This window comes from Flagellimonas flava (assembly GCF_050617915.1).
GTDB classification, from domain to species: domain Bacteria; phylum Bacteroidota; class Bacteroidia; order Flavobacteriales; family Flavobacteriaceae; genus Flagellimonas; species Flagellimonas flava_A.
This window is the reverse complement of the sequence record NZ_JBODQE010000001.1, coordinates 1,056,763-1,082,473: the sequence shown is the minus strand read 5'-3', so window position 1 is coordinate 1,082,473 and position 25,711 is coordinate 1,056,763. Positions and strand designations below refer to the sequence as shown.

Below are 25,711 nucleotides of genomic sequence, written 5' to 3'. Positions count from 1 at the left end.
CATCTAACATCTAACATCTAACATCTAACATCTAAGATCTAACATCTAAGATCTAACATCTAAGATCTAACATCCAACATCTAAGATCTAACATCCAACATCTAAGATCTAACATCCAACATCTACCTAATCACCTTTTTTAAAACCCCAAGAACCCCTCGTATAAATGTGGCGCTTGTAAGCACTTTCACCACTGGGTTCATGCGGGTGCTGGTACGTCTAGAAGAACTTTTTCGGGAGCTTGAAGTCTTTCGGTCCCTTACCTCTTCTTTTTCGGCTTCCTTTTGGGCTTGTTCTATCTTTTCATTGAGGATTTCATAGGCACTTTCCCGATCTATTTCCTCATTGTATTTCTTAACTAGTTTTGAATTCCCAATAGCTTCCTTCAGTTCGGCACCTGTCAGGACATCCATTCGACTCATGGGAGCCCTAAGCAGTGTGGCGGCCAACGGGGTAGGTCTACCTTTTTCATCCAAGGCCGATATCAGGGCTTCCCCTATTCCCATCGAGGTTAGTACTTCCTTGGTATCATAAAACTCAGAAATGGGATAATTCTCTGCTGTTAACTTGATGGCTTTTCTATCCTTAGCTGTAAAGGCACGCAATGCATGCTGTACTTTTAAGCCTAATTGCCCCAGCACATCATCGGGAACATCTGTAGGGTTCTGGGTAACAAAATACAGACCAATACCCTTGGAACGGATCAGCTTCACAATGCTTTCAATTTGTTCCAGCAAGGCTTTGGAAGCCTCCTTAAAAATTAGATGAGCCTCATCAATGAAAAGAACCAGCTCAGGTCTGTCGCTATCTCCCTGTTCAGGAAATGTAGCATAGATTTCTGCCAAAAGACTCAGCATAAAGGTCGAAAACAGCTTCGGGCGATCTTGGATATCCGTTAGCCGAATAATATTGATATAGCCACGGCCATTTTCATCGATACGAACCAAATCCTCTACGTCGAACGACTTTTCCCCAAAAAAGAGATCGGCCCCTTGCTGCTCCAATTCAATGATTTTCCTAAGAATTGTGCCTGTGGAACTGGTCGAGATACGGCCATAAGCCGATTGAAACTCCTTTTTGCCCTCGCCTGTAGCATATTGCAGGACTTTCTTGAAATCTTTTAAATCCAGTAGGGGGAGTTTGTTGTCGTCGCAATATTTAAATACTACGGCAACAATACCTTCTTGGGTAACCGTCAAATCCAAAATTCGACTTAAGAGTACAGGGCCAAATTCAGAAACAGTGGCACGTAAGCGAACCCCATCCTGTTCAGAAAGGGATAAAATTTCCACAGGAAATGCATTGGGTTCAAAGGGAAGTCCAATCTGTTCGTGGCGTTCATCAATCTTGGGATGCCCTGGACTTGGTTGGGCAATGCCGCTCAAATCCCCCTTAAGGTCCATTAGCAACACCGGTATTCCCTTGTCGGAAAGGTTTTCTGAAATCACTTGAAGGGTTTTTGTTTTACCTGTACCCGTGGCTCCTGCAATCAGGCCATGGCGGTTAAGCGTTTTAAGTGGAATCTTAACGAAAGCGTTCTTAATTGCTTGACCGTTAAACATTCCAGCCCCCATAGTGATATAATCTCCTTTGGTGGTATACCCTTTCTCAATGTGTTCAAAGAATTTTTCCTCGGTGCCCATGGACTTCTATTTCGGATAAAAATAGGGTAATTTTAAGCAAAACCAAACCTATGCAATTAAACAATATGAGTAGATTTTTTAAGTAAGCATGTTGTTTGGCTCCAAGTTGGAGTTGCCTTTGAAAACCGAACGGGAATACTGGTTTTTTAATCCTGCACCTTATCTTTGCGCCATGATTTCAGAAGAAGTGATGCAATTGGTGGATAAAGGTGTAATGCTTCCCTTAATGGAGGAATTCTATACCATTCAGGGTGAAGGATACCACAAGGGAACGGCAGCATATTTTATCCGGATTGGGGGATGTGATGTGGGTTGTCACTGGTGTGATGTGAAGGAAAGCTGGAACGCAGGCACCCATCCGCCCACGGATATAGAAAGTATTGCGACCAACGCTGCCAAATATTCGGATACTATTGTAGTTACGGGCGGAGAACCCCTTACTTGGGATATGGGTCCATTGACCGATAGTTTAAAAGCTAAAAATTTAAAGACCCATATTGAAACTTCTGGTGCTTATGCCTTATCGGGTGACTGGGATTGGATTTGCCTTTCCCCAAAAAAGAACAAGTTGCCCGTACCTGAAATCTATCCCCTAGCGGATGAGCTCAAGGTCATTGTTTATAATAAACACGACTTTATTTTCGCCGAAGAACAGGCAGCCCAAGTAGGGCCAAATTGTATCCTGTATTTACAGCCGGAATGGAGTGTTAGGGACAAAATGGTTCCTTTAATTGTGGATTTTGTCATGCAAAACCCAAAATGGAAAGTTTCACTCCAGACCCATAAGTATTTGAATATTCCTTAGTAAGGAGGAGTCCTTATTGCAAATTACCTGCCTCCATTATTCTGAAGGTCGAATATGCATTCGGCATCCAAGCTGGGAACAGGGGCTGCGCCTTTGGCTGCATTACTCTCCAAAACTTTCATGGTAGGAACACCAAATTCCAAAGCGGCCCGCATAAGGCAACCCGAAACATTACAGTGATTGGCGGCTTCCGAGTCTTCATGGTCGTTGACCGCATCTGTACCCAAGTTTACCAGCCCCATTAAATGGGCAAACTCATGGTTTAAAGTGGAAGTCTCCACATCACTTATCGTGATAAAATTGCTTTGTGACGCCAATTGCCTAATGGTGGATTCGTAGATCACCATGGACGTGTTTCTATAAACCGCTCCTAGGGTAAACAGACCTTCACCCTCTTCATCATCATCAGATGGTGCATCAGCAAAGTAAATGTACATGGCCAGCGTAGTACCGTTGTTATATGCCGTTCTATTTTCCTCTTCCAAATCAGCCACCTGTTGGGTAGTCAATGTCTCCTCCCCTGAAGAGGGCAAGCTTAAGTAAGTGAACTCAATGTCTGTTTTAAAGGTTCTTTCCCGGATAAAGTTTTCAAAACTGGTTATTGCGGTCGTAGTCGGCCTAAAACCTTCCACATATGCAATTTCTATGAGCAAAGCATCAAAGTTGGCATTGGATAAAATGTCATTGGCAGAAGAACCAGTGGCCTGAAGATTGGCCGTTTTGTCTACCGTAGTTTCTGGTGGAGTTGAATCATCCGAGTCCTTGGAGCAGCTAAGAATGATTCCCAAGCAAATTAAGGTGTAAATAGCAATTTTCTTAATCATGGCACAAGTGTATTAAAATAGAACGCTGTATAGTAACATCTATTATTATTGCAGCAAAAGTTTTGCCAAATAGTCGTAATGATTCCCCTCGCTTACAAGTTCACACTTTAGATTATTGGCAAAACATGCATTCTGCAAGGTATTGAAATCCAAATAAAGCCATGGAAAAGAGCTGCTTTTTTCTTTTTTATACTCCATGGTAAAGGTCACTTCTCCATAATAATTTCCGTTGTCCGGAATCCAATATCCACCATCATCGTCTTGATCAAACATGTAAATAATATCGCTCGAATCCAACAAGATTTGCCCATTTGGGCGCAGCAAAGACTTGAGATGCGTCAAAAAAGTGCTCAAATTGTTCAATTTTCCAGCTAGGCCAATACCATTCATAAGCAACAAAAGGGTATCAAATTGCTTTCCCGAAAAATCCAAAAAATTGGTATGCACCGTGGATTCAAGTCCTCTGGATTGACATACTTTGATCGCGCCTTCGGATGCATCCAGACCTGTCACCTCATAACCTTTGCTTTGAAGGTACACCGCATGGTTTCCGGCGCCACAACCTATATCCAATACGGTTCCTTGAGCCAATGCCAAGGCCTTTTGTTCCAGCATGGGCATCTTATCAAAATCCCGAAACAAATAGGGTAGGGGAATATAATCTTCCTCGTCCAAGGAGGAGTAGGTTTTTATATCCTCGGAATAGTTTCCAAAGTGATAATCCAACAAGGCTTTTCCAAAAATGTCCGCCATAAAAACAGTAACTGTGGCAAAAGTGGGACTTTATTTGTAAACAAAGGTTTAATGGATTGGGTTTTCTAAGTTTGTGATATGCAAGAAGAATTGAAAGGGCTGCCCAAAAAGGCACAGGAAAAACATAGTACCAACAAAAAGTTTTTTTCAAAACTCAAAAAGAGACCTCCCAAAAACCTGGACTACCTCATGTTGGAACTGCATGAAGAGGAATTTCAACGAACGGATTGTTTGGATTGTGCGAACTGTTGTAAAACAACAGGCCCCTTGTTTACCAATGCAGATATTGAGCGTATCGCCAAGCATTTTAGGCTTAAGCCTTCCCAATTTATATCCCAATATCTACGGGTCGATGAAGAGAACGACTATGTTCTGCAGCAGGTACCTTGTACTTTTTTGGATGCGGATAACTATTGTTCCATCTATGATGTGCGTCCCAAGGCGTGCAGGGAGTTTCCGCATACGGATCGAAAAAAATTTCACCAAATAGGCAATCTTACCTTGAAGAATGTGGCCATTTGCCCGGCAGCTTTCAATATTGTGGAAGAAATGAAGAAAAAAATAAAGCTCTAGCTATTTTTTATATTTGAACGTATGGAGCAGATCATTACCTATTTTGAAAACATTCCCGCACTTCACCGAAGTCTAATTTTGGTTGGGGGCATCACCTTTTTTTGGATTCTGGAGGGAATTGTTCCCTTGTTTAATATCCCGTATAAAAAATGGAGGCATTCCGTCCCTAATTTCTTTTTTACATTAACCACGATCTTGGTGAATTTTCCCTTGGCCTTCCTTTTTCTTATGACTTCGGATTGGGCGGTGGCCAACGACTTTGGTATCATCAATTGGCTGCCAGGGATGCCGTTATGGTTATATGTAGTTCTTGGAGTGTTGTTTTTGGACTTAATTGGGGCCTATGCCGCCCATTGGGTGGAGCACAAGGTAAAACCTTTGTGGATGGTACATTTGGTACACCACTCTGATCATAATGTGGATACCACCACGGCAAACAGACATCATCCTTTGGAAAGCTTGATTCGCTACTCATTTACCTTGTTGGGGATTTTTCTGGTAGGGGTGCCTATAGGAGTCATTATGCTATATCAAAGCATGTCTGTGGTACTGTCGCAATTCAACCATGCCAACATTCAATTGCCTAAAAAATTGGACAAAGCCATCAGTTGGGTCATTGTAAGCCCAGATATGCACAAGGTGCACCATCACTACAAATTACCCTATACGGATTCCAATTATGGCAACATCTTTGCCATTTGGGATAGGATTTTTGGAACGTATATGTATTTGGATACCGAAAAGATTGTGTACGGGGTGGACACCTTTCCGGATGAAAAAGAGAACAGTAGCATTATCGGTCTGCTAAAGCAGCCTTTCCATAAATACCGTAGACCAACTACGGAAAACTAGTCATACATCAAGTATTTCTCGCGTATTTTCTTGAAGCGTTCCAAATCAGCTGACCAGGTGGCTTTAATTTCAGCCTCTGACAATCCAGCTTCAATTTGCTTTTGAAGTAAAGGGGTGCCAGCATGCTTGGTAAAGGAATTGGTCCTGAAGAATTTGGACTTATCTGGACAATTTTTGTAGGCGTCCAGAATCCATTTCAAGGAAACAGCATTCATCCGTTCGGATTTTGCCAAATCCTTGCCAAAGCACTTTTTGCCTTCTTCTTTGGGATGTTTGGATCCAAAATTGGGTTGTGGAACATAGCTGTAGTTGTATTGGGTGCTATCCAAAAATGAAGCACCATAACGCTGAAACTGAAATTCCGTTCCCCTGCCCGCATTTACATGGGTACCCTCAAAAAGCCCCAAACTGGGATAAAGTGTTATAGAGGTGTCATTAGGAAGGTTGGGTGAGGGACGAATGGGCAAATGATAGTCCGACTCATGCGTATAGTTTTCCAAGGGAATTATGGTCAAATCCACCTTATTGTCTCCCTCCAACCACTTTTCTTCATTGATCATTTGGGCATATTCCCCAATGGTCAAACCATAGACTAGGGGTATCTGGGTCATTCCCAAAAAACCGGTATGCTCTTTTAACATGGTAGGGCCATCAACATAATGTCCATTGGGATTGGGGCGATCTAATACAATGACGGGTATTCCCGCATCAGCACAGGCCTCCATAACCAGCTGTAGCGTGGCAATATACGTATAGAACCTAACCCCAACATCCTGGATGTCAAACAGGATAACGTCAACACCCGATAACTGTTCTTGGGATGGTTTTCTGTTTTTTCCGTAAAGCGATACAATAGGTAGGGAGGTTTTGGTATCCACCCCATCTTTCACCAGTTCTCCCGCATCTGCCTTACCCCTAAAACCGTGTTCTGGAGCAAAGACAGTTCTAATGTCCACTTGTCTGGATAACAAGGAATCTACTAGATGAGTATATCCATCCGCTTTAAAAATAACGCTGGTCTGATTGGCCACTACGGCCACTCTTTTATCCTGAAGCAGGGGAAGGTAGTTCTGGGTTCTATTGGCGGCAACCGTAATTTCCGGAACCAGGGCAAGTTCTTCATTTTCTGATGCAGCGGCTTTTTTGCCTTCCTGTCCTTTACATGAGGAAAGCAGCAAAACCAACAATAAAACTGTACTTTTGAAAGGAGATAAAATGGGCATTCGTTGAATTTAGAATTGTTTATTGCCAAACGCCTGATAACAGGGAAGGAGCATAAAATTAGCATTTCCGCTCCTATAATAAAAATTGCCATAGCAGCCATTGCCATTGGTATTGTGATGATGCTTATAGCCATTGCCACGGGTGTTGGCCTTAAATACAAGATTCGCGAAAAAGTATCTGCGTTTAATGGGCATATCCAAATTTCCAACTACGACAACAACACCTCCGAAGTTTCCGTGATTCCAGTTTCCCTGGAACAAGATTTTTACCCCAAGTTCAACGATGTGGATGGTGTACGGCACATTCAGGCTGTTGCCACCAAAGGTGGAATTATCCGCACCGAGGAAACCTTTGAGGGGATGTTGGCCAAAGGAGTGGGCACGGATTACGATTGGAATGTTTTTGAGGAATATCTTGTCGAGGGTCGGATTCCTGATTATACAGGAAGGTTGAATGATGAGGTGTTGATTTCAAGGCTTATGGCCAACCGTCTCCAAATGAAATTGGGCGACACCTTTTTCTCCTTTTTTCTTAAGGATGGAGATGCTTCCAGGGTACCCAATAACAGACGTTTTGAGATTGTTGGAATTTACGACAGCGGATTTGAGGAGTTTGATGCCACCTATGTTTTTGTGGATATCCGTCACATTCAACGAATGAATAAATGGACCGAGAACCAAATTGGGAACTTTGAGGTCTTTTTGGACGATTTTGACCATTTGGAGGAAAAAAGCAATGAAATTTATGGCAAAACCCCATCCAATTTGGATGCCATCAATATCAAATCCAAATACTTCAGGATTTTTGAGTGGATCGGCCTGTTCGATTTTAACATAGCCCTCATCATTGGGATTATGATAATTGTTGGTGGGATTAATATGATCACGGCACTTCTGGTATTGATTCTGGAACGTACCCAAATGATAGGGGTGCTAAAAGCTTTAGGCTCCGAAAATTGGAGCATTCGCAAGGTGTTTTTGTACAATGCCGCTTATTTGATTGGTATTGGGTTGTTGTGGGGCAATGGGCTTGGTTTGGGATTACTTTATCTTCAGGACAAATACCGGTGGTTTAAGTTTCCAAATCCCGAAGAATACTATATTGAATACATTCCGGTGCATATCGATATTCCTTCCGTAATTCTCCTAAATCTTGGCGTAATGTTGTTGTGTTTACTGATGCTACTGGTTCCATCATATATCATCACCAAAATAAGTCCGGTCAAAGCCATTAAGTTTGAATAAAAGGGAAAATTGATTGTTATAGGTGGGATAATAAGGTTTTTGTCTAAATAACAAGTTCATTTATTACCAAACACCAAACACCAAACACCAAACACCAAACACCAAACACCAAACAATCCAATTTACAAGAATCAAAATTTAGTTTCCGTATAGAACCCCGACAACCTTATGGCTATCTTTGCAGCGACTATGGAATATGCAAACAATATACTGGAGACTATTGGGAACACCCCTTTGGTAAAACTCAACAAACTCACGGCAGAACTACCGTGTTTGGTACTGGCAAAATATGAAACTTTTAACCCTGGAAATTCCGTTAAGGACCGCATGGCTCTGCAAATGGTGGAGGATGCGGAGAAACAAGGTCTGCTAAAACCTGGAGGAACCATCATTGAAGGTACATCAGGCAATACGGGAATGGGATTGGCCTTGGCAGCGGTGGTCAAGGGGTACAAGATGATTTGCGTGATAAGCGATAAACAATCGAAGGAAAAAGTGGATATTTTAAAGGCTATGGGGAGTGAGGTTTATGTCTGCCCTACAGATGTGGCGCCTGATGATCCTCAAAGTTACTACTCAACAGCAAGGCGATTGTCCACTGAAATTCCCAACTCTTGGTATGTCAATCAATATGATAATCCAAGTAATACCAAGGCCCATTATTTAAGCACTGGCCCTGAAATTTGGGAGCAAACCAAAGGAAAAGTCACTCATTTTGTAGTGGGAGTTGGTACCGGGGGAACCGTTTCAGGTGTGGGAGGTTATCTCAAAGAACAAAATCCCAATGTAAAGGTATGGGGAGTTGACACCTATGGCTCCGTTTTCAAAAAATATCACGAGACAGGAATTTTTGATGAGAACGAGATTTACCCCTATATCACGGAAGGAATAGGGGAAGATATTCTACCCAAAAATGTCAACTTTGATATCATAGATGGTTTTACCAAAGTAGCCGACAAGGACGCGGCGGTTTATACACAGCGTTTGGCCAAGGAAGAAGGTATGTTCTTGGGGAATTCAGCTGGAGCAGCCATTAAGGGAGTGTTGCAGTTGAAGGAGCATTTTACCAAGGACGATGTGGTGGTAGTGCTGTTCCATGACCACGGCAGCAGATATGTGGGCAAGATGTTTAATGACGACTGGATGCGGGAAAAAGGATTTATTGATTAAAATTTGATAAATTCACCCAAAGTCAAAAACCATGTATTTCAGAATCTTTATTAGCATTTTAAGCCTGTTTATGGCAGGAACGCTTACTGCCCAAAAACTTTCCAGAACCGAGAAAAAAATTGTCAAAACCATTGCCCAGAACAACACGGATGCCATCGCTTTTTTGAAGAAGGTGGTGAACATCAATAGCGGTACCCTAAATGCCAAAGGAGTGAAGGAAGTGGGAATGGTCTTCAAAGATGCCTTTGAGAACATCAATTTTGACTCCCGATGGATTGAAATGCCACCGGAAATGGGTAGAGCAGGCCACTTTTTCGCGGAAACCAATGGGAATAAGGGTAAAAAACTTTTGTTGATAGGCCATTTGGATACTGTTTTTGAAGAAGACAGTCCGTTTCAAAAATTCAAAATGGTCAACGATAGCATTGCGCATGCACCAGGTGGAAACGACATGAAAGGTGGAGATGTTATTGTTTTGTATGCACTTAAGGCTTTGTATGAGAACGGTCTTCTGGGTGATGCACAGATAATAGTGGCTTTCACAGGAGATGAAGAGAGTACGGGAAAACCACTTTCCATTAGTAGAAAGGATTTGGTGGAAGCAGCAAAGCGTAGTGACATTGCCCTAGGTTTCGAAACTTCAACGGGCTTCAATTATGCGACCGTGGCCCGGAGGGGAGCATCGGGTTGGGCTGTGGAAGTTGAAGGAAAGCGGGCCCATTCTTCAGGAGTTTTCAGTGAGCGAACTGGGGCAGGGGCCATTTTTGAAATGTCCAGAATCCTGCATCAATTTTATACGGATGTGAAGGGTGAGGATTTATTGACCTTCAATCCCGGTACGGTCTTGGGCGGAACCTTTGTCAATTTTGATGCCTCGACAAGTAAAGGAGATGTCTTTGGAAAAAGTAATGTGGTGGCCCAAAAGGCCATGGCCAAAGGTGGGCTTCGTTTTATTTCCGAAGAGCAGAAAGAGCGGGCCAGGAACAAAATGCGGGAAATAGTAGGCAATAACCTTCCAATGACTTCCGCCAGTATTTCATTTACGGATAGCTATCCCGCAATGGGACCCACAGCAGGAAACCATGCCCTGCTCGAGATTTTGAATCAGGTAAGTTTGGATTTGGGCCAGGGAGAGGTTTTGGCCTATGACCCTGGAAAAAGGGGTGCAGCCGATGTATCCTTTGTGGCAGAATATGTGGATTGTCTGGACGGATTGGGTACCATGGGAACGGGTGCACACACTCCACAAGAGACCGTGAATTTGAATACCATTGAAGCATTGACCAAGCGAACCGCTATTTTGATTTATCGACTAATCAATTCCGAGAAATGATAACATTACAACAGGGCAATACCACCGTTGCCATTGAAGCGGGAGAACTTGTGGGTTTTAAAAACCAAGGACACGAATTTATCCACCAAAAAGGGAGTCCCGGATGGCGGAGTTCGGATACGGAAATGTTCCCGATTATTGGTCCGGTAAACGAGGCTGGTTTTAGGGTAGAGGTACCCAAAGGAAATGCCATTCAAGATCAGCATGGATTGCTACGCGAATTGGACTATGTTCTGGAATCAAATACCGAGACGACCGCATCCTTTGTCAAGAAATATAAAGCGGGTACGCCTGTAAAAAACTCCAAATTTCCCGAAAAGTCTTCCGAAGAATGGTTGGTTTGGCCATACGATTTCCGGTTTGAAAAGACCTTTCAGTTAAGTGGCAACCAATTGGAGATTGGCTTTAAGATTTCTGGCGAAGAAAACATGCCCTTTATGCTCGGGTATCATCCCGCATTTAAATTGCATACGGAAAAGCCATTGATTATTGTGGGACAAAACGAAATTCAATTGGATGATGTCTTGGAAGTGGGCAGTCGTGCATTTCAGGTGCAGGACACCACCTCAATCCTGCTTCGGGATAAAAGGGATATTATCATTGCAACAGAAGGTTTTGGACATTTTATGTGTTGGACAGAGGTTCGGAATATGATCTGCATTGAGCCCATTTCATTTTACCCATATTCCGTTTCACAGGATCAGCTTCACCAGGGCTTTCAACAGCTCAAAGGGGAAGAGGTCGTGTTCAAGGTGGTGCTTTCGGTCTAATTTTCGATGAAGTGCAGCTTTGCACACAATTTCGGTGTCAGATGTATTCCTTTTCTTGCTAACTTAGGCTTATAGCGGAAAGGTACTCGCTTGGTTAGATACTTTTTCGTTAGAAAAACAAGGAATTCCGCTATGGGAATTCCAGTATTGGGGCAAAAAAATTTTACTTTGTTTATGGATATCCTCTTGCCCTATATCGTATTTGTTGCCATTATTCTGGTAGTTTGGATTGCTTTCATGGTTAAAATGTATCGGAGGATAAACAAATAACCCGGGATTTATATGACATAGGATTCCAAGCGCGGTAGCAGGGATTCCACAATGCGCTGGGTCTCCACTGTGTTTTTTTGCGGAATGATGAAGGCCTCAATGTCTTCCATGGAGGTTATTTCCACTTGGTGGTCAATGAACCCATACCCCTTGTAAACTCCTTCCGAAATCAATATCACGGCATTTTCATTGGGTTCCCTTCCTTTTTCCTTGATGATACGCACCTCGTTTTGGGTCAGTTTTACACTGGAGATGGCATGCTCCACTTTTTTGTTGTAATCTGATACGCTTTCCTCACCAGAGCAAATGCCTTCACAAGTGGTAATTTCATGATGGGAACAAACGGTATTGGTTTGTTGCAGATGGCAGTATTTTGGGCAAAGCGCAAAGGTTTTGCACAATTGCTCCAGAAAAGCCCGGCAATCGGTTTGATTATAAAAAACCCTGATGGGGTTGGGTGCACCTTTCAGGGTGTTATAGGCCAAATGAAGAATACCTTTGCGGTCTTCGTAGGCAAATAGGGCATATTGTTTTCCAATTCGTTTTTGGGCACTGTTGTAGGGAGGAAAAAGGCGCTTGATTTCAGCGGACTCCATAAGCAAGGCCACAAGTTCACTACCCGATAGTTTAAAATCTATGGAAGCAGTTTCACTGCACATTCGGGTTTCCTTGGTGCTTTTATCATAAAAGTGGCCCAAGACCCGCTTTTTTAGATTGATGGCCTTGCCCACATAAATGATTTCCCCCTTCTGGTTTTTGAAATAATAAATCCCTGGTTTTTGGGGGATTCCATCAAAAATGGACTTGGGCAAATGCGGTGGAAGGGTGGCCTCCTGGCTTCGGGCGTTCAAAAACTTTTGGATGATTCCTTCAGCGGCAGGAAGATTCACCAATTTATGGAACAACAGGGTAGTGGCATGCGCATCCCCTCGCGCACGGTGGCGATCGGTCAAAGGAATCTGAACCGCAGAACATAGCTTTCCCAAGCTGTAGGACTGTAGCCCGGGAATCAATTTTCGGGAGAGCCTGACCGTGCAAAGTTTTTTTCGAACAAAATCAACTCCCAACTGCCTAAATTCTTCCTTGATTACCCCATAGTCAAAATTAACGGCATGGGCCACAAAAATGCAATCCTTGGTCATCTGTTGCACCCGCTCTGCTATCTCAGAAAAAATTGGGGCATCTTGTACCATCTGGTCATCAATCCCCGTAAGTCCCGTTATAAAACTTGGGATTGGGCTTTGTGGATTCACCAGGGTAGAGAATTCCTCAACAATTTCAACACCATCAAATTTAAAAATGGCGATTTCGGTAATCTTGTTGCCTTTGATGCCGTTTCCGGTGGTCTCTATGTCGATTATGGTATACAATGCCTGAAAACAAATGGGCTTTGAAGTTAGGAATTATGGAAAAAGATGGCAAATAAAGGGGAAGGAGTTATAATCAATCATTGGAGGTAGATTCCCTAATTACCAACCTGTGTCTAAGGCTAATGGAATTGGCAGGAAGCAAATCAATATTTCCGTTTAGATGGCTGATCACCCCTTGGGCCGCTAAAACACCCATTTGGTATCCAGGATAATCTATAGTGCTTAAGGTTGGGGTCATTAACTCGCAGATGGAATCGTTATTGAAACCGATTACCTTGATATCTTCCGGGATTTTATAGTGTAGTTTTTGAAGTTCCTTGATGCAGGTCGCAGCAAAACGATCGTTGGAAACAAAAATCCCGTCAACTCTCTCATTGACGTGTTGCAGGTGGTTTATGAGTTCACCCACGCTATTGGGATCAAGGTCGCTCTCCAGCACGTTGGCATCCGTAAATTCCATTTGATGTTGTGCCATGGCGTTCTTAAACCCTTGAAGCCGTTCGGCATAAATGCTCCGATTGAGATGCCCAGAAACATGCAGGAGATTTTTGCACCCCTGTTGTATAAGGTGCTCGGTTGCGTCGTAACCAGCTTGTTGGTTGTCAATCACAATGGTAGAGCAGTTTTCCATGGGGTATACGCGATCTACGAATAGCACCGGAATCCCAACTTTGGTGAAATTGCTAAAATGATCGTAGGTTGAAGTATCGTAAGCCAGGGAAACGATAAGCGCATCCACTCCGCTTTGAAAAAGGGCATGGGCATTCATCTTTTCCTTCTCCATGGATTCCAAAGATTGACTGATGACGAGATTGTATCCTGCTTCGTTCGCAATTTTTTCCACCCCAGCAAGGATGGTGGACATGAAAGCGGAATTCAACTTTGGAACGATTACCCCAATGGTATTGGATTTTTGTTTGCTGAGATTGGCCGCAAATTTATTCACCTTGTATCCAGCTTCCTGCGCCGCCCTGACCACTTTGGTTTTGGTTTCCGTGCTAATGGAAGGATGATTGTTCAAAGACCGACTCACCGTTGCCGGGGAAACATGCAACTGTTCCGCTAAATCGTAAATTGTTATTTTTTTACCCATGCTAAATAGTGTAGCACTAACCGTTGGCAATATTACTTAATATATTAAAGAGTCGTCGCTATAACCCTGGGTTTTAGCGGGAGCTTTTGGCCTTTTTTGACCCAATTTGGTTTCGCCCAATGGGAGAGTCATCGCAGTCCAAACTTCCCGTGATATAGTGTAGCCCATTTAAATAATACTGGAGCAAATCTGGATTTTCCAAACTTTGTGCATTATGTGAAGGGGAGGAATAAAATACCCTTCCTTTGCCATATTTTTTGATCCAAGAAATATATTTAATGTTGTCTGGAACTTCTTTCTTAAGTCCATCGAGCTTATCTGCTTCCAGATATAAAAGTGGTCTAAAGTTGTAATCGAAATAGGCGTTCTTAAAAAAATAAGGCTCATCGATATGTATAAATCCGCTAGGGTCAAAACACTGGACCATGGGGTGTTCCAAATCCACTAGCTTAATATGGATGGCCTGTTGCTTGGGGTGGTAGTCAAAACTGCCTCCTACCATTTCGCTAAAAGCTTGCGAGTTGTTTTGCATGACAATTCCCCCGTGGACAACCATTAGACCATGCCCTTTTTTCACATAATTAAGCAAGTTGTTTTCCAGTTGTTTTGCTTTTTTAGTCTTTGCTTTTTCGCTCAACGAACTGTCTTTGTCAAGTGCATCCCAGAAAAGATCCCGTTTGGGTCCGATGGAGCAATTGTTGTTCAAGACAATCGCATCATATTTTTTTAGGTTACTTTTCTCGAATACCGAAATGTCTTTACTGGTGAATACCTTAAACCCCTCGGATTTTTCAGCTATTATTTGAACCACGGCTTCGGTATGGGGAATGGTCCAATGTTCAAAGCCAGTGTGCAGGGAAAAAATGAGCAGGTTCTTAATCTCTAAACCTTGGGTGCCGGAAGGGGCAGGAGCCAGAGATTGAATTTTGGACAGCCAATCCTCTGTCATGACAAAAGGAGCTGCTTCTTGCGCCTTGATTTGGGCGATTAAAAGGAGAGCAAATAGAACAAACGTTTTTTTCATCCTTGGTTTTTGAGGTTTGTAATATATACTTACGCAATTTACGCAACAAATTGATTAATTCGACATATTTAGATTAATTCCTCTTAGTTTTATGTAATTATTGTAGGTTTTTGCATGAATATTGATGCCTTATTCTTGTTTATTAGCAAAAATAGAATGCAATCGGTTGCATAATAAAATGCAAATATATAGTTTTACGCCACTTATTGGTTAAGATCGATTTTTCCAGAATACACATGGTTTTAATTGGAACAATGCTGGCCAATCAATCGTAAGCCTTTGAAAGCAATGAAGTTGCCTGCAAATTGAGTTAGTTTTTAGTTAAATTAAAGCCATTCAACCTAGACCTCATGAAACCTGTATTTCTCTTTTTTGTTTTTACAATGTTATGCTCCTGTATTACAAAAGATGTAAACGGTTTTGAGGTTAAGGTGGATGGCTCTTTGCAACAAGAATTCCATATTTCGGTGAACTTGGACCAATTTGATTTGGACCCTGCTGGGTCTAAGCAGGAAATGGTCTTGCTAAAGGAAAAAAGTGGGGACTTGGTCAAAGTCCCCTTTCAATGGGATAACGAAGGGGAAGGAAAACTCTGGTTCGTTCATAATCCCAAGGAAGCTCCTAGGTATCAGCTCAAGTTTCAAGATCGAGTGTCCAACTTCAAGGCTTCTGTGAAGTATCAAAAAAATGAGGAAAATCTGCAATTGTTGCTTCAAGATACACCAGTTGCCAGCTATCAGTTCAAGATGAAATATCCACCCAAAGGTGTGGATTCCATTTACGGTAAATCGGGCTATATTCATCCCTTGGTTACCCCCAAAGGAGATACGCTTACCAGAATTCAGCCGCCGGACCACTACCATCACTATGGGATTTGGGGACCATGGACTAGAACCAAAATTGGGGAGAGATCGGTGGATTTTTGGAATTTGGGGGAAGGGCAAGGCACTGTTCGGTTCAAGGAATTTGGCCCGATGGTTGCTGGAGGTGTTTTTGCATCCTTGGTTGCACATCAGGAACATCTGGATTTTGGTGCGGATGCGGAAAGTAGCATCGCCCTGAATGAAAAATTGGAACTGCGATTATGGAGCTTGGAGCCCAAAAACCGATATGTTCTGGATTATACATCAACCTTCAGCTCCCCATTGGAATCCGGATTGCTGTTTGAGGCCTATAGATATGGCGGTGGAATAGGTATGCGGTTTACGGAACGATGGCACAAGGATAATTGTGAAGTACTTACCTCAGAAGGGAATGATCGTCTTACGGCCGACGGCTCAAATGCTCGTTGGTGCATCGTCAGTGGGGAGTCTGCGGACGGCAGTGGAACCAGTGGTATCTTGTTTTTAAGCCATCCTGAAAATCGCATGCACCCAGAACCTATGAGGGTATGGCCCATAGACGGGAATGGAGGTAGGGGCGACATGTTTTTTGAATTTTGCCCCATCCGCCATGAACCCTGGCAAATTGAATCAAATAAAGAGTATCAACTGAAATATAGAATGATTGTCTTTGATGGTGAACTCGGCCCGGATGAAGCTGAGTCCTATTGGCAACTATTTGCCAATCAACCTTGGACAATTGTTGTGAACGACTAAAATTTAACTGAACCATGCAAAGAAGAACATTTATTAACAAATCGGCGTTGGGAACCGCTGCAATGGTGGGTTTTCCAAGTATAGTTCCCTCCCATGTGCTGGGTAAGGATGCGCCGAGCAACAAAATCAATATTGGGCAGATTGGCTGTGGAAGAATTGCGCGGAGCCATGATATCCATGACACCATCCGGTTTGACCAGACCCGATTTATTGGAGTTTGCGATGTGGATTCAAAGAGAATGAATGAGGCTAAGACCCTTGTGGATTCCTATTACAAAGAAAAGACGGGGAAAGCGAAGTATGTGGATGTCAAAACCTATGTGGACTATCGGGAAATGCTTTTGAACAAGGACATAGATGCCGTTGTCATAAGCACACCAGATCATTGGCATGCCCAACCTGCTATGGAGGCAGCTTTAGCTGGTAAGGATATCTATTTGCAAAAACCCACGTCCCTAACCGTCAGGGAAGGTCAACAGCTTCGGGATGCGGTTCAAAAGAAAAAGGTGATTCTACAAGTGGGTACCCAACAGCGCGCCATGGAGCAGTTCCGGATTGCGGCAGAATTGGTGCGAAACGGCCGGATTGGGGATTTGCACACGGTCAAAATTGGACTTCCTGGAGACCCTGCTGGGCCTGAAGCCCCAGAAATGCCCATTCCTAAAAACCTAAACTTTGATATGTGGTTGGGGTCTACACCCATGGTACCCTATACTGAAATAGGGGTTCATCCGCAGCAAGATTATAGCAGACCGGGTTGGTTGCGTATACGCAATTATGGAGCCGGGATGATCACCGGGTGGGGTCAGCACCATTACGATTCTGCAGCTTGGGGAATGAACACTGAACTATCCGGACCAACTTCTGTGGAAGCATTGGCCGAGTTTCCCAAATCGGGAATCTGGAATGTTCATGGGGATTTTCTGGTAAAGCAGCAATACAGTAACGGTATTACCGTGTACACGAGCGGAGGATATACCAATGGTATCCGCTATGAGGGTACAGACGGTTGGATTTTTGTGTCCAGAGGAAATTATAGTGCTTCTGCCTCCGACCCGGTATCCAAAAAACAAAGTAATAAGGCCTTGGCTGCTTCGGATCCAAAAATCCTAAGCTCCAAAATTGGGGAAAATGAGACCCGTCTCTATAAGATTGATGATCAGCATGGGAATTGGTTGGAATGCATCAAGAGTAGAAAAGCGCCCATCTCTCCAATTGAAATTGGACATAAGGCATGCGTGGTCTGCTTGATCAGTGATATTGCCATGCAGCTACCGCGCAAATTGGAATGGGATAATGAAAAGGAGGAATTTATCAATGATGATGAAGCCAATACGATGTTGGGAAGGTCTCAGCGAAATCCGTATGGAACAGATAATGTGAAAGCCTAACAGGATTAAATGGATTCACTTTTTTCTATAAAAGACAAGCATTATTTACTTTCCGGGGCTACCGGCGCGTTGGGAGGATCCATTGCAACCTATTTGGTAGGGCAAGGAGCCAAGGTAATTCTTTTGGGAAGATCGGAAGAGAAGCTTGCCGGAAAACAAAAAGAACTGGATGAAATCCAGATTGGCCATGCCCATACCTTTGTTGTGGATTTACTGGATGAGGCGGCATTGAGTTCCTTGAAGCAAAAAATAAGCAAGGAATTCAAAAAACTGGATGGCATCGTCAATCTGGCGGGGGGGAATATTCCCGGAGCCACTCTACAAGAGGGCCAGACCATTTATGACATGAAAATCGAGGATACCAAGGAGGTGGTGGATTTGAACCTGTTTGGAACAGTAACCCCTACCATAATTTTAAGTGAGTTGATGGCCAAGCAAGGATTTGGATCTATCATAAATATTTCTTCGATGGCCGCTCGGCAAAGTATATCCAGGGTTTTAGGATATTCCATGGCCAAGGCAGGAGTGGACGCCTTTACCAAATGGATGGCGCAAGAACTGGCATCCAAATTCAGTGATAAGATACGGGTGAACGCTATTGCTCCGGGTTTTTTTGTTGGGAATCAGAACCGGGCCATTTTGATTAATGAAGATGGGACGTACACGGAAAGAGGGAAGAAAATCTTGGCCAACACACCTATGGGTCGTTTTGGGGATACTTCGGAACTCAATGGCATGGTTCATTATTTGCTGAGCGATGCTTCAAGTTTTGTCACAGGCTCCATCTTTGAAGTTGATGGTGGATTTAGTTCATTTTCAGGGGTATAGCAAATGGATTTTCTTAAAAAAGCATTTCGCTGGTTTGGCCCTTCCTTTGGGGTTTCACTCCCAGAAATAAAACAGTTGGGCGTTGAGGGCATTGTCACTGCCTGTGGACAAATACCCATAGGCGAAGTATGGCCAGAGGAGAACATTTTGGCGGTCAAAAAAGAGATAGAACGGCATGGGATGGAATGGTCTGTTGTGGAGAGCGTGAATGTCCACAGTACCATTAAGTATGGTCAGCAGGAAAGGGACAAATACATTGAAAATTATATTCAAACCCTAAAACACCTTGCAGCTAACGGAATTTTTACCGTCTGCTATAATTTTATGGCTTTGTTTGATTGGACACGAACTAATCTTCAATTCCGACTTCCAACAGGTGCTATCAGCTTGCTATATGATCCTGTTGCCCTTGCCGCCTTTGACTTGCATATATTAAAAAGGGAAAAGGCCCATACCCTATATAGTGACGAAGAAGAGGATGATGCGACCAAATATTTTCAAAATTTGGATGCCGATGGGCAGCAAAAATTGGCACAAGCTATTCTGATAGGAATGCCAGGTACCAAAGATGCCCTTTCACTGGAAGATTTTAAGAGCAATCTTCAGGCCCTGGAAGATTTGGATAAACCAACCTTACAAGAAAATTTAGCCTATTTCCTTAATGCCGTTATTCCAGAAGCCGAGGATTTGGGTGTAAAGATGGCCATTCACCCAGACGACCCGCCGTTCTCGGTGTTTGGAATTCCTCGTGTCGTTTCCACTCATGAGGATGTACAAAACATACTGCATTCTTGTCCTTCACATAGCAATGGACTCACTTTTTGTTCGGGTTCTTTCGGCGCATCCAAAAACAATAACCTGATAAAGATAATCCAGGATTTTGGGGATAAGATACACTTCGTCCATCTTAGAAATGTAGAACGGGAAGGCGCTGGACGTTTTTACGAAAGTTCACATTTGCAAGGGTCGGTTCCAATGGCAGAAGTAATGCGGGAGCTTGTTCAGGAACAACAAAGAAGATTGGTGAACGGAGACCAAGAGGTAGCTATCCCAATGAGACCGGATCATGGTCATGTTGTGTTGGATGACCAGCACCGGGTAGCAGAATTTTATCCGGGCTATTCCCTTATAGGAAGGGCCATGGGAATGGCTGAACTCAAAGGTCTCGAGGTGGGAGTTAGGCATGGACTTGGCTTATCATAACAAATGGGCTAAAAACGAATAGATCAAAACAAGAAATAACAACATTATCATGAAAAGCAACCTGAATCTACTTTGTTTAGCAATCGCTCTAATCGCGGTTTCTTGCAAGCAGGACCAAAGAGCATCGGATAAAAAAGAGACTGTGACCAACCAATTTTCGGGGAATAAAGGAGAAGTAAAACTGATAACCCTAGATCCCGGGCATTTCCATGCCGGATTGATTTTAAAGACCATGTATGATCAAATGAATCCTGAAGTGTATGTATATGCACCTAGGGGAGCCGATTTGAATCAACATCTTCAAAGAATAGAAGGATTTAACAACCGTGAGCAAGATCCGACCTCTTGGAATTTAAAAGTGTATCGGGGAGAGGACTTTTTTGAGCGGATGCTTACCGAAAAAGCAGGCAACGTAATGAATGCATCGGGAAATAACGCCAAGAAAACAGAATATATTCTCAAATCTGTTGAAGCGGGGATAAACGTGTTTGCGGATAAACCCATGGTGATTGATGCCGATGATTTTCCAGCCCTGGAAAAAGCATTCAGTCTAGCCGAAGAAAAAGGCTTGTTGATTTATGATATTATGACAGAACGTTATGAGATTACGACCATGCTTCAGCGGGAATTATCACAAATGCCTGGGGTGTTTGGGGAACTTTTACCGGGAACCCCTGAAGAACCGGCAATCACCAAGGAAAGTGTGCATCATTTTTCCAAATTGGTCGCAGGTAAACCATTGACCAGGCCTGCGTGGTTCTTTGATACCGAACAGCAAGGAGAGGGGTTAGTGGATGTCAACACCCATCTTGTGGATTTGATTCAATGGGAAACTTTTCCAGAGCAGACACTGTCCAAGGAGGATGTAGAATTAATCTCGGCCAGACGTTGGACCACGGACCTGACCCCAGAGATGTTCCAAAACGTGACCCAATTGGAGGAATACCCCGAATATCTTAAAAAAGATGTTCAAAGTGATACGCTAAAAGTGCACAGTAATGGAGAGCTTGTATACAAGCTGAAAGGGATTCACGCCAAAGCATCGGTCATCTGGAATTTTAAGGCGCCTGAAGGTGCCAAAGACACACATTATTCCATTATGCGGGGCTCAAAAAGTAATTTGATTATCCAACAAGGTGAAAAGGAAGCGTATAAACCCACTTTGTACATTCAAACCAAAAATCAACAACCCATAGCTGAGGTTTTACAGCATGCCGTATCGGAACTCTCTAAAGGGTATCCTGGTCTTGACTTGGAAAAGGTTGGGGATGAATTATGGAAAGTGGAAATCCCTGAAAAGTACAAAGTGGGGCATGAGGCCCATTTTGGACAGGTGACCGAAAAATACTTGCAGTTTTTAAAGGACGGTCATCTCCCGCAATGGGAAATTCCCAATATGCTTGTAAAATATTATACCACCACGGAGGCCTTAAAATTGGCCAAGCAACAGCCTTGACTTCCTCCTTTTTTGCAATAATTGGCTCCAATTAAAAAGGGAAGACATAGATTTGCAGCGTATCACCAATCGATATTGAAAACTGTTGAATCCATTACAGCGCTTTATCCATTACATTTTTAGTCTAACTGGTTTTGGGCGGTTACTTTTGGCCAATTATCTTCTTCAGAAGAAATTTCTGTTTCCCATGGGTTGGAGCAATAGTGTGAGAACCGGAAAACCTGTTCAAAAAAATGGGAATGAACTTCCATGGTTCACCTATGCTTTCATAGCTTTTTTGGAAGAACGAATTCATGGCGAAATGTCCATTTTTGAGTATGGAAGTGGGAATTCCACCGTGTGGTTTAACAAAAAAGGCTGCACCCTGGTATCAGTGGAACATGATGAAGATTGGTATAGGCAAATGCAGCCCCGTTTAGACTCAACTCCTAAAATAAAATACCTCTGGCGAGAGTTGGAATCCAAGGCTTATGCCCAAGAAATTTTGAATTATTCGAAGGCGTTTGACATCATTGTATTGGATGGTAGGGATAGGGTAAATTGTTGTTTGAATGCATTAAATGCGTTGAAGGAAGACGGTGTTGTTATTTGGGACAATTCCGATAGGGATGAGTATTTGGAGGGCTATCAGTTTCTGGAATCGAATAATTTCAAGCGATTGGATTTTCATGGTTTAGGTCCCATTAATTCTGGAAAGTGGTGCACTTCGGTCTTCTATAGAAAGGATAACTGCTTAAATATTTAGCTGTTAAGCTAAAAATTCCTGGATGAGGGAAACTTTTGCAGGAGGTACGCAAAAACAATCCCGGACACCGTTGTCCTCATTTCTTTTCAAAGTTTCCACTTTTTGAAGTCCTTTTGGGGTATGGTTATAAAATTCGTAGTCCAATTCACCCAAAATAGCTTCTATTTCCGCTTCATTTTTGTTGAACAGGGTTTCGCAGATAATAATGGGCTGATGTTTTTTTATGGTCTCCAATCCTCCTTTTAGGATTTCAACTTCTGCTCCTTCGGTATCAATTTTCATCAGGTCAATGCTTCCAATGCCGGAAGCATAGTCGTCCATGCGTTGGGTTTTTACCCTGACTTTCTTGGATGGTAGATTTGTTTTGGTTCCGATATTATGTTCCCCTGAAAGGTTGGCGATATTGGGGAATTTTGGATTCACAATTTGGTGGAATTCTATTTCGCCCTTAAAATTGGACAAAGCCAAAGGTTCAACCTTCACCTGGCTATCCAATTGATTCTGTTCAACATTGGCTTGTAAATAAGACATGGCCCCGTCCGAAGGTTCAAAAGCTCGAGTCTTTAGGTTGGGGTTAGCTTTGCATCCCAAAACACTGTAGTAGCCAATATTCGCACCAATATCCCAAAAGGTCTCCACCTTCTTTACCAAATCTTTAAAAATCGGGGTGTATTCAAAGGCCATAGGGCCATTCCAAAAGAGTTGGCGGGTAATATAGCTGGTTTGGTTGGTCTTTAGTTGGAATGGGGAGATCCCTTCAATATTGATTTTGACCAATCCTGAAGCTGGCAATTTCCACCCTTCCGGCAAAATGGAGGAAAACAGTTTGCAAGCATTTCTTATTAGAAAATTAATTTGGGGCTGGTATATTACCGAACGCAACCAGTTCATGGGTCAATTTGAATTTTAAAAGACCAAAAATACCCAAATAACAAAAGCAAGTTAAAACTTAAAGAACATTTAAGCGAGCTTGGGGTGAAAACGTGATGACCTTAGTAAAAAAGAGGCTAAGGATCCTTATAGCAATACCTCCCTGTTCAGTACGGCCATAATAAAGAATACGGTAATGGCAATGATCAAACAGCTAATACCTGCTGTTAGGTTTTCTGGAACGGAAAATTCCTTTTTAAGGTTGTATAGAATAGCTTTCATAGGTTAAATCTTTGCAGTAAAGTTTTAAATACCTAAGAAGTGTCCCCAAACTATTGGTTAAATGAGATAAATACGGGACAAATGGGATGCAAACAAAGGTTAATCGAATAAAAACACCTTTGGCCTAGTTTTTTAGTCGATGGAAACCAACTTGAAAACGGTGTTTGGGTAGACTTTTAGGGAATAAAAAGGGAGCCCTTCATATTCAGTCGTTCTCGTTTCCCCCAAAATTTGAATGACCTATCCATGAAGGGCAACAATCTAGGTTGGGAAAATTAGAAGGGTGTAAAGTCAAAAAAAATACCCATTTATGGGGATTTTGCGGAAAACCCCCAGTTTTTTTAAGGGAAATCTGCAATGGAGTTAGATGTCAAATGTCTAATTTTCAGGGCCTCACAATTATTTCCATAAACTTTTTACTTGGTTTTGGTAGAAATCCCTAGGAATGGGGATGTTTTACCATGCTTGGCAGATTAATCTTTGTATATGGAATTATTAGGGCATTTTGACTCTAAATATGAGGAAAGCGTATATAGGGTCATAAAATCCGAATTGGAATGGCAAGAAATTGAATGGTACCAAGGTGAGGGTAAGCTCGTATCCTTGACAATTGCTAAATCAACCAATGCTACTGGCAATCAAATTCCATGGATGATACAAGCTGGGGTGGTGGCAGAAAAAAGAGAATACAAGTTTGTTCCAGCAGACAATTATAATCTGCCTTCAAAGCTGATCGTTTCGAGCGAAAATCATACAAATTTCCCACAGCTTTTTGACATAAATAAAACCTTTGAAGTTGAGGTTTTGTTAGTTCCTGAGAACAGATATTATGGACTAGCAAATCCTATTCGACCATTATTGGGAGGTTGCAGTTCCATGAATCATAAATACCGAGGTCCAGGTACGCTTGGATGCACTTTTAGGTTGAAAAATGATTCTTCAAACTATGTTTTATCCAATTGGCATGTATTTGTGAATTCCAATGGAAGATTAGGAGATCCTATTATGCAGCCATGCCGTCTTGATGGAGGTCGAACTAGTGAACATTCCATAGGAGAACTAGTTTGGTATCGCTTGGATAGTCATTTTGATGCCGCAATTGCCAAAGTATATGATACCGTAAAAGTAGGGTCAGGTACCACGAGCCAACAAGCCCTTGGGAGCATTGTTAGGCCTGAAAAGGATATGGAAGTTCAGAAGCACGGCAGATCTACAAAGTGCACTCATGGTCGAATAATAGATTTTCCTTCATCGGTTCAAGTGTTGCATAGCGAATATCCAGATGGAAAGCTCATTTTTAAGAATCAAATTCGGTGCCGTATGAACGCCGAAAATGGTGATTCAGGGTCAATTGTCACAACAACTGATGGAAATCTTGTTGGATTGTTGTTCGCTGGAGATATTGCCAATTTTGAATATTGTTTGGCGAATCCTCTTGATTTTACAAAAGAAAGTGACGGGGGATTTCACGATTATAAAGACGACAAAATGAAAATACCACAAATAGAAACATTTAATTAGAGAACAATTATGGCACACGAACGACTTAGATTTCCTTTGGTTTTAAATAGACAACTTAGTGGTGAAAGTAAAGTGGAATATGTATTTGAACCCATTTTCTCAGATATACAATACGGTACCCATTTTGGAATATATGGCCATTTTATAGGGGAAATTGATGACAATGGTAAAACCGGATTTCTAGTTGAAAAAATAAACTTTCGATTGCAAAATTACACTGGTAATATTACAATGGGCATTGGGAAGGTTATTGATTACAAGGACAAAAAATTACCCTCCAATTTTATCTTGGAAGGATTTTCAACTGGTCGGCTTATAAAAATCTATATGATTCTTCAAGGACTTAACAAGGAATTCAAAGGTTCACTCCCTGAAGAGCCGATCGAAGGAGAACCTATACCACCTGCATTGAACTTAAAACTTTACCAAGGTGATGTGATAGAGGTTGTGGTCTTCTACGAGCATGTGGATAACGAATATTCCAAAATTCTTGAAAAAGATAGCGAGGTTAGAAATAATGAATGTTTGTTTGCTGATCCCTTATATCTTTATAGGGATGGTGAAGAGGTCGGATTATTAAAGGATTCACAGACAAGAATTGAATTGATAAATGCGCTTAAGGAAGAAGATGGCTTAAACAAGGCCAAAAGGATGGCCAAAGAAAAAAACATAACCCAAATGTTGAATGAATCACATATGGAAGGAGATGAGGAAGATTTGATATTTGCCGCCATTGGAGCAGGCCGACCATGTAAGATGAAACTTTCGGATGTCTATATTTTGCCAAAATAAAATACAAGTTTCCTTCCATTTGTTATGGGCCTTTTGTGTTTCTTTTTTGGTTTCTGGCCAAGAAAAAGAGGCGATAA

The 25,711-nt window shown here is 42.4% G+C and carries 24 protein-coding genes; 15 read left to right on the top strand and 9 right to left on the bottom strand.

The window, feature by feature from the left end:
- Window positions 1-122: 122 nt before the first annotated feature.
- A complete protein-coding gene (locus tag ACRHOZ_RS04955; RefSeq protein WP_431123018.1) occupies window positions 123-1,643 on the bottom strand; it encodes a helicase HerA-like domain-containing protein in 1,521 nt (506 codons plus the stop codon).
- A gap of 172 nt (window positions 1,644-1,815) precedes the next feature.
- Here ACRHOZ_RS04955 and ACRHOZ_RS04950 point away from each other — a divergent pair, with 172 nt between their 5' ends.
- Window positions 1,816-2,448, top strand: a complete 633-nt coding sequence (locus tag ACRHOZ_RS04950; protein ID WP_431123015.1) for a 7-carboxy-7-deazaguanine synthase QueE — start codon at window positions 1,816-1,818, stop codon at window positions 2,446-2,448.
- Window positions 2,449-2,471: 23 nt separating this feature from the next.
- Here ACRHOZ_RS04950 and ACRHOZ_RS04945 read toward each other — a convergent pair whose 3' ends face one another.
- Window positions 2,472-3,272, bottom strand: a complete 801-nt coding sequence (locus tag ACRHOZ_RS04945; protein ID WP_431123013.1) for a hypothetical protein — start codon at window positions 3,270-3,272, stop codon at window positions 2,472-2,474.
- A gap of 45 nt (window positions 3,273-3,317) precedes the next feature.
- Window positions 3,318-4,025 carry a class I SAM-dependent methyltransferase gene (locus ACRHOZ_RS04940; protein ID WP_431123011.1) on the bottom strand — a complete coding sequence of 236 codons (708 nt, stop codon included), beginning with the start codon at window positions 4,023-4,025 and terminating at the stop codon, window positions 3,318-3,320.
- 78 nt (window positions 4,026-4,103) lie between these two features.
- On the opposite strand from ACRHOZ_RS04940, the gene ACRHOZ_RS04935 reads away from it, so the two are divergent.
- Both ACRHOZ_RS04935 and ACRHOZ_RS04930 read left to right on the top strand, forming a co-directional pair.
- Window positions 4,104-4,598 (top strand): YkgJ family cysteine cluster protein, encoded by a 495-nt coding sequence (locus ACRHOZ_RS04935; RefSeq protein ID WP_431123008.1) that lies wholly within the window; start codon window positions 4,104-4,106, stop codon window positions 4,596-4,598.
- A 21-nt stretch (window positions 4,599-4,619) separates the two neighbouring features.
- Window positions 4,620-5,450, top strand: coding sequence for a sterol desaturase family protein (locus ACRHOZ_RS04930; protein WP_431123006.1), 831 nt, complete (start codon window positions 4,620-4,622; stop codon window positions 5,448-5,450).
- Here ACRHOZ_RS04930 and ACRHOZ_RS04925 read toward each other — a convergent pair.
- Window positions 5,447-6,673: an exo-beta-N-acetylmuramidase NamZ family protein gene (locus ACRHOZ_RS04925; RefSeq protein ID WP_431123004.1), complete on the bottom strand. Its 1,227-nt coding sequence runs from the start codon at window positions 6,671-6,673 to the stop codon at window positions 5,447-5,449. The genes ACRHOZ_RS04930 and ACRHOZ_RS04925 overlap by 4 nt on opposite strands.
- A gap of 3 nt (window positions 6,674-6,676) precedes the next feature.
- Here ACRHOZ_RS04925 and ACRHOZ_RS04920 point away from each other — a divergent pair, with 3 nt between their 5' ends.
- The 4 genes from ACRHOZ_RS04920 (at window position 6,677) to ACRHOZ_RS04905 (ending at window position 11,191) form a co-directional block, all read left to right on the top strand.
- A complete protein-coding gene (locus ACRHOZ_RS04920; RefSeq protein WP_431123002.1) occupies window positions 6,677-7,918 on the top strand; it encodes an ABC transporter permease in 1,242 nt (413 codons plus the stop codon).
- A 189-nt stretch (window positions 7,919-8,107) separates the two neighbouring features.
- Window positions 8,108-9,088, top strand: coding sequence for a PLP-dependent cysteine synthase family protein (locus ACRHOZ_RS04915; RefSeq protein WP_431123332.1), 981 nt, complete (start codon window positions 8,108-8,110; stop codon window positions 9,086-9,088).
- A 31-nt stretch (window positions 9,089-9,119) separates the two neighbouring features.
- Entirely contained in the window at window positions 9,120-10,421 is a 1,302-nt protein-coding gene (locus tag ACRHOZ_RS04910) for a M20/M25/M40 family metallo-hydrolase (protein ID WP_431123000.1), read from the top strand.
- Window positions 10,418-11,191, top strand: coding sequence for an aldose 1-epimerase (locus ACRHOZ_RS04905; RefSeq protein WP_431122998.1), 774 nt, complete (start codon window positions 10,418-10,420; stop codon window positions 11,189-11,191). The genes ACRHOZ_RS04910 and ACRHOZ_RS04905 overlap by 4 nt, the downstream gene beginning before the upstream one ends.
- 278 nt (window positions 11,192-11,469) lie before the next feature.
- Here ACRHOZ_RS04905 and ACRHOZ_RS04900 read toward each other — a convergent pair whose 3' ends face one another.
- The 3 genes from ACRHOZ_RS04900 to ACRHOZ_RS04890 form a co-directional block, all read right to left on the bottom strand.
- Window positions 11,470-12,831, bottom strand: coding sequence for an exonuclease domain-containing protein (locus ACRHOZ_RS04900; protein WP_431122996.1), 1,362 nt, complete (start codon window positions 12,829-12,831; stop codon window positions 11,470-11,472).
- Between the two features lie 73 nt (window positions 12,832-12,904).
- Window positions 12,905-13,924, bottom strand: coding sequence for a LacI family DNA-binding transcriptional regulator (locus ACRHOZ_RS04895; RefSeq protein WP_431122994.1), 1,020 nt, complete (start codon window positions 13,922-13,924; stop codon window positions 12,905-12,907).
- Window positions 13,925-13,997: 73 nt separating this feature from the next.
- Window positions 13,998-14,948 carry a ThuA domain-containing protein gene (locus ACRHOZ_RS04890; protein WP_431122991.1) on the bottom strand — a complete coding sequence of 317 codons (951 nt, stop codon included), beginning with the start codon at window positions 14,946-14,948 and terminating at the stop codon, window positions 13,998-14,000.
- Window positions 14,949-15,298: 350 nt separating this feature from the next.
- Between ACRHOZ_RS04890 and ACRHOZ_RS04885 the strand changes: the two genes are divergently transcribed.
- The 6 genes from ACRHOZ_RS04885 to ACRHOZ_RS04860 all read left to right on the top strand — a co-directional run bounded on the left by ACRHOZ_RS04885 (window position 15,299) and on the right by ACRHOZ_RS04860 (window position 22,169).
- The gene (locus tag ACRHOZ_RS04885; RefSeq protein WP_431122988.1) at window positions 15,299-16,546 is read left to right on the top strand and encodes a PmoA family protein; all 1,248 of its coding nucleotides are present in this window, start codon (window positions 15,299-15,301) and stop codon (window positions 16,544-16,546) included.
- Window positions 16,547-16,560: 14 nt separating this feature from the next.
- Complete coding sequence (locus tag ACRHOZ_RS04880) at window positions 16,561-17,937, top strand: Gfo/Idh/MocA family protein (protein WP_431122986.1); 1,377 nt, start codon at window positions 16,561-16,563, stop codon at window positions 17,935-17,937.
- A gap of 9 nt (window positions 17,938-17,946) precedes the next feature.
- On the top strand, window positions 17,947-18,765 hold the full coding sequence (locus ACRHOZ_RS04875) for an SDR family oxidoreductase (RefSeq protein ID WP_431122984.1): 819 nt from the start codon (window positions 17,947-17,949) through the stop codon (window positions 18,763-18,765).
- A gap of 3 nt (window positions 18,766-18,768) precedes the next feature.
- Complete coding sequence (gene uxuA / locus ACRHOZ_RS04870; RefSeq protein WP_431122982.1) at window positions 18,769-19,968, top strand: mannonate dehydratase; 1,200 nt, start codon at window positions 18,769-18,771, stop codon at window positions 19,966-19,968.
- Between the two features lie 49 nt (window positions 19,969-20,017).
- Window positions 20,018-21,424, top strand: a complete 1,407-nt coding sequence (locus ACRHOZ_RS04865; protein WP_431122979.1) for a putative oxidoreductase C-terminal domain-containing protein — start codon at window positions 20,018-20,020, stop codon at window positions 21,422-21,424.
- 85 nt (window positions 21,425-21,509) lie between these two features.
- Window positions 21,510-22,169 carry a hypothetical protein gene (locus tag ACRHOZ_RS04860; RefSeq protein WP_431122976.1) on the top strand — a complete coding sequence of 220 codons (660 nt, stop codon included), beginning with the start codon at window positions 21,510-21,512 and terminating at the stop codon, window positions 22,167-22,169.
- A 3-nt stretch (window positions 22,170-22,172) separates the two neighbouring features.
- Here ACRHOZ_RS04860 and ACRHOZ_RS04855 read toward each other — a convergent pair whose 3' ends face one another.
- Complete coding sequence (locus tag ACRHOZ_RS04855) at window positions 22,173-23,060, bottom strand: FkbM family methyltransferase (RefSeq protein ID WP_431122973.1); 888 nt, start codon at window positions 23,058-23,060, stop codon at window positions 22,173-22,175.
- A 126-nt stretch (window positions 23,061-23,186) separates the two neighbouring features.
- Window positions 23,187-23,321 (bottom strand): hypothetical protein, encoded by a 135-nt coding sequence (locus ACRHOZ_RS04850; RefSeq protein WP_431122971.1) that lies wholly within the window; start codon window positions 23,319-23,321, stop codon window positions 23,187-23,189.
- Window positions 23,322-23,873: 552 nt separating this feature from the next.
- Between ACRHOZ_RS04850 and ACRHOZ_RS04845 the strand changes: the two genes are divergently transcribed.
- Complete coding sequence (locus ACRHOZ_RS04845) at window positions 23,874-24,842, top strand: hypothetical protein (RefSeq protein ID WP_431122968.1); 969 nt, start codon at window positions 23,874-23,876, stop codon at window positions 24,840-24,842.
- 9 nt (window positions 24,843-24,851) lie between these two features.
- Window positions 24,852-25,634 carry a hypothetical protein gene (locus ACRHOZ_RS04840; protein ID WP_431122965.1) on the top strand — a complete coding sequence of 261 codons (783 nt, stop codon included), beginning with the start codon at window positions 24,852-24,854 and terminating at the stop codon, window positions 25,632-25,634.
- The last annotated feature ends 77 nt before the right edge of the window (window positions 25,635-25,711 follow it).

Coding starts and splice junctions, on each gene's coding strand:
- ACRHOZ_RS04955 (WP_431123018.1), bottom strand. CDS start 1,643: ATGGGCACCGAGGAAAAATTCTTTGAACACATTGAGAAAGGGTATACC.
- ACRHOZ_RS04950 (WP_431123015.1), top strand. CDS start 1,816: ATGATTTCAGAAGAAGTGATGCAATTGGTGGATAAAGGTGTAATGCTT.
- ACRHOZ_RS04945 (WP_431123013.1), bottom strand. CDS start 3,272: ATGATTAAGAAAATTGCTATTTACACCTTAATTTGCTTGGGAATCATT.
- ACRHOZ_RS04940 (WP_431123011.1), bottom strand. CDS start 4,025: ATGGCGGACATTTTTGGAAAAGCCTTGTTGGATTATCACTTTGGAAAC.
- ACRHOZ_RS04935 (WP_431123008.1), top strand. CDS start 4,104: ATGCAAGAAGAATTGAAAGGGCTGCCCAAAAAGGCACAGGAAAAACAT.
- ACRHOZ_RS04930 (WP_431123006.1), top strand. CDS start 4,620: ATGGAGCAGATCATTACCTATTTTGAAAACATTCCCGCACTTCACCGA.
- ACRHOZ_RS04925 (WP_431123004.1), bottom strand. CDS start 6,673: ATGCCCATTTTATCTCCTTTCAAAAGTACAGTTTTATTGTTGGTTTTG.
- ACRHOZ_RS04915 (WP_431123332.1), top strand. CDS start 8,108: ATGGAATATGCAAACAATATACTGGAGACTATTGGGAACACCCCTTTG.
- ACRHOZ_RS04910 (WP_431123000.1), top strand. CDS start 9,120: ATGTATTTCAGAATCTTTATTAGCATTTTAAGCCTGTTTATGGCAGGA.
- ACRHOZ_RS04905 (WP_431122998.1), top strand. CDS start 10,418: ATGATAACATTACAACAGGGCAATACCACCGTTGCCATTGAAGCGGGA.
- ACRHOZ_RS04895 (WP_431122994.1), bottom strand. CDS start 13,924: ATGGGTAAAAAAATAACAATTTACGATTTAGCGGAACAGTTGCATGTT.
- ACRHOZ_RS04890 (WP_431122991.1), bottom strand. CDS start 14,948: ATGAAAAAAACGTTTGTTCTATTTGCTCTCCTTTTAATCGCCCAAATC.
- ACRHOZ_RS04885 (WP_431122988.1), top strand. CDS start 15,299: ATGAAACCTGTATTTCTCTTTTTTGTTTTTACAATGTTATGCTCCTGT.
- ACRHOZ_RS04880 (WP_431122986.1), top strand. CDS start 16,561: ATGCAAAGAAGAACATTTATTAACAAATCGGCGTTGGGAACCGCTGCA.
- ACRHOZ_RS04875 (WP_431122984.1), top strand. CDS start 17,947: ATGGATTCACTTTTTTCTATAAAAGACAAGCATTATTTACTTTCCGGG.
- uxuA (WP_431122982.1), top strand. CDS start 18,769: ATGGATTTTCTTAAAAAAGCATTTCGCTGGTTTGGCCCTTCCTTTGGG.
- ACRHOZ_RS04865 (WP_431122979.1), top strand. CDS start 20,018: ATGAAAAGCAACCTGAATCTACTTTGTTTAGCAATCGCTCTAATCGCG.
- ACRHOZ_RS04855 (WP_431122973.1), bottom strand. CDS start 23,060: ATGAACTGGTTGCGTTCGGTAATATACCAGCCCCAAATTAATTTTCTA.
- ACRHOZ_RS04850 (WP_431122971.1), bottom strand. CDS start 23,321: ATGAAAGCTATTCTATACAACCTTAAAAAGGAATTTTCCGTTCCAGAA.
- ACRHOZ_RS04840 (WP_431122965.1), top strand. CDS start 24,852: ATGGCACACGAACGACTTAGATTTCCTTTGGTTTTAAATAGACAACTT.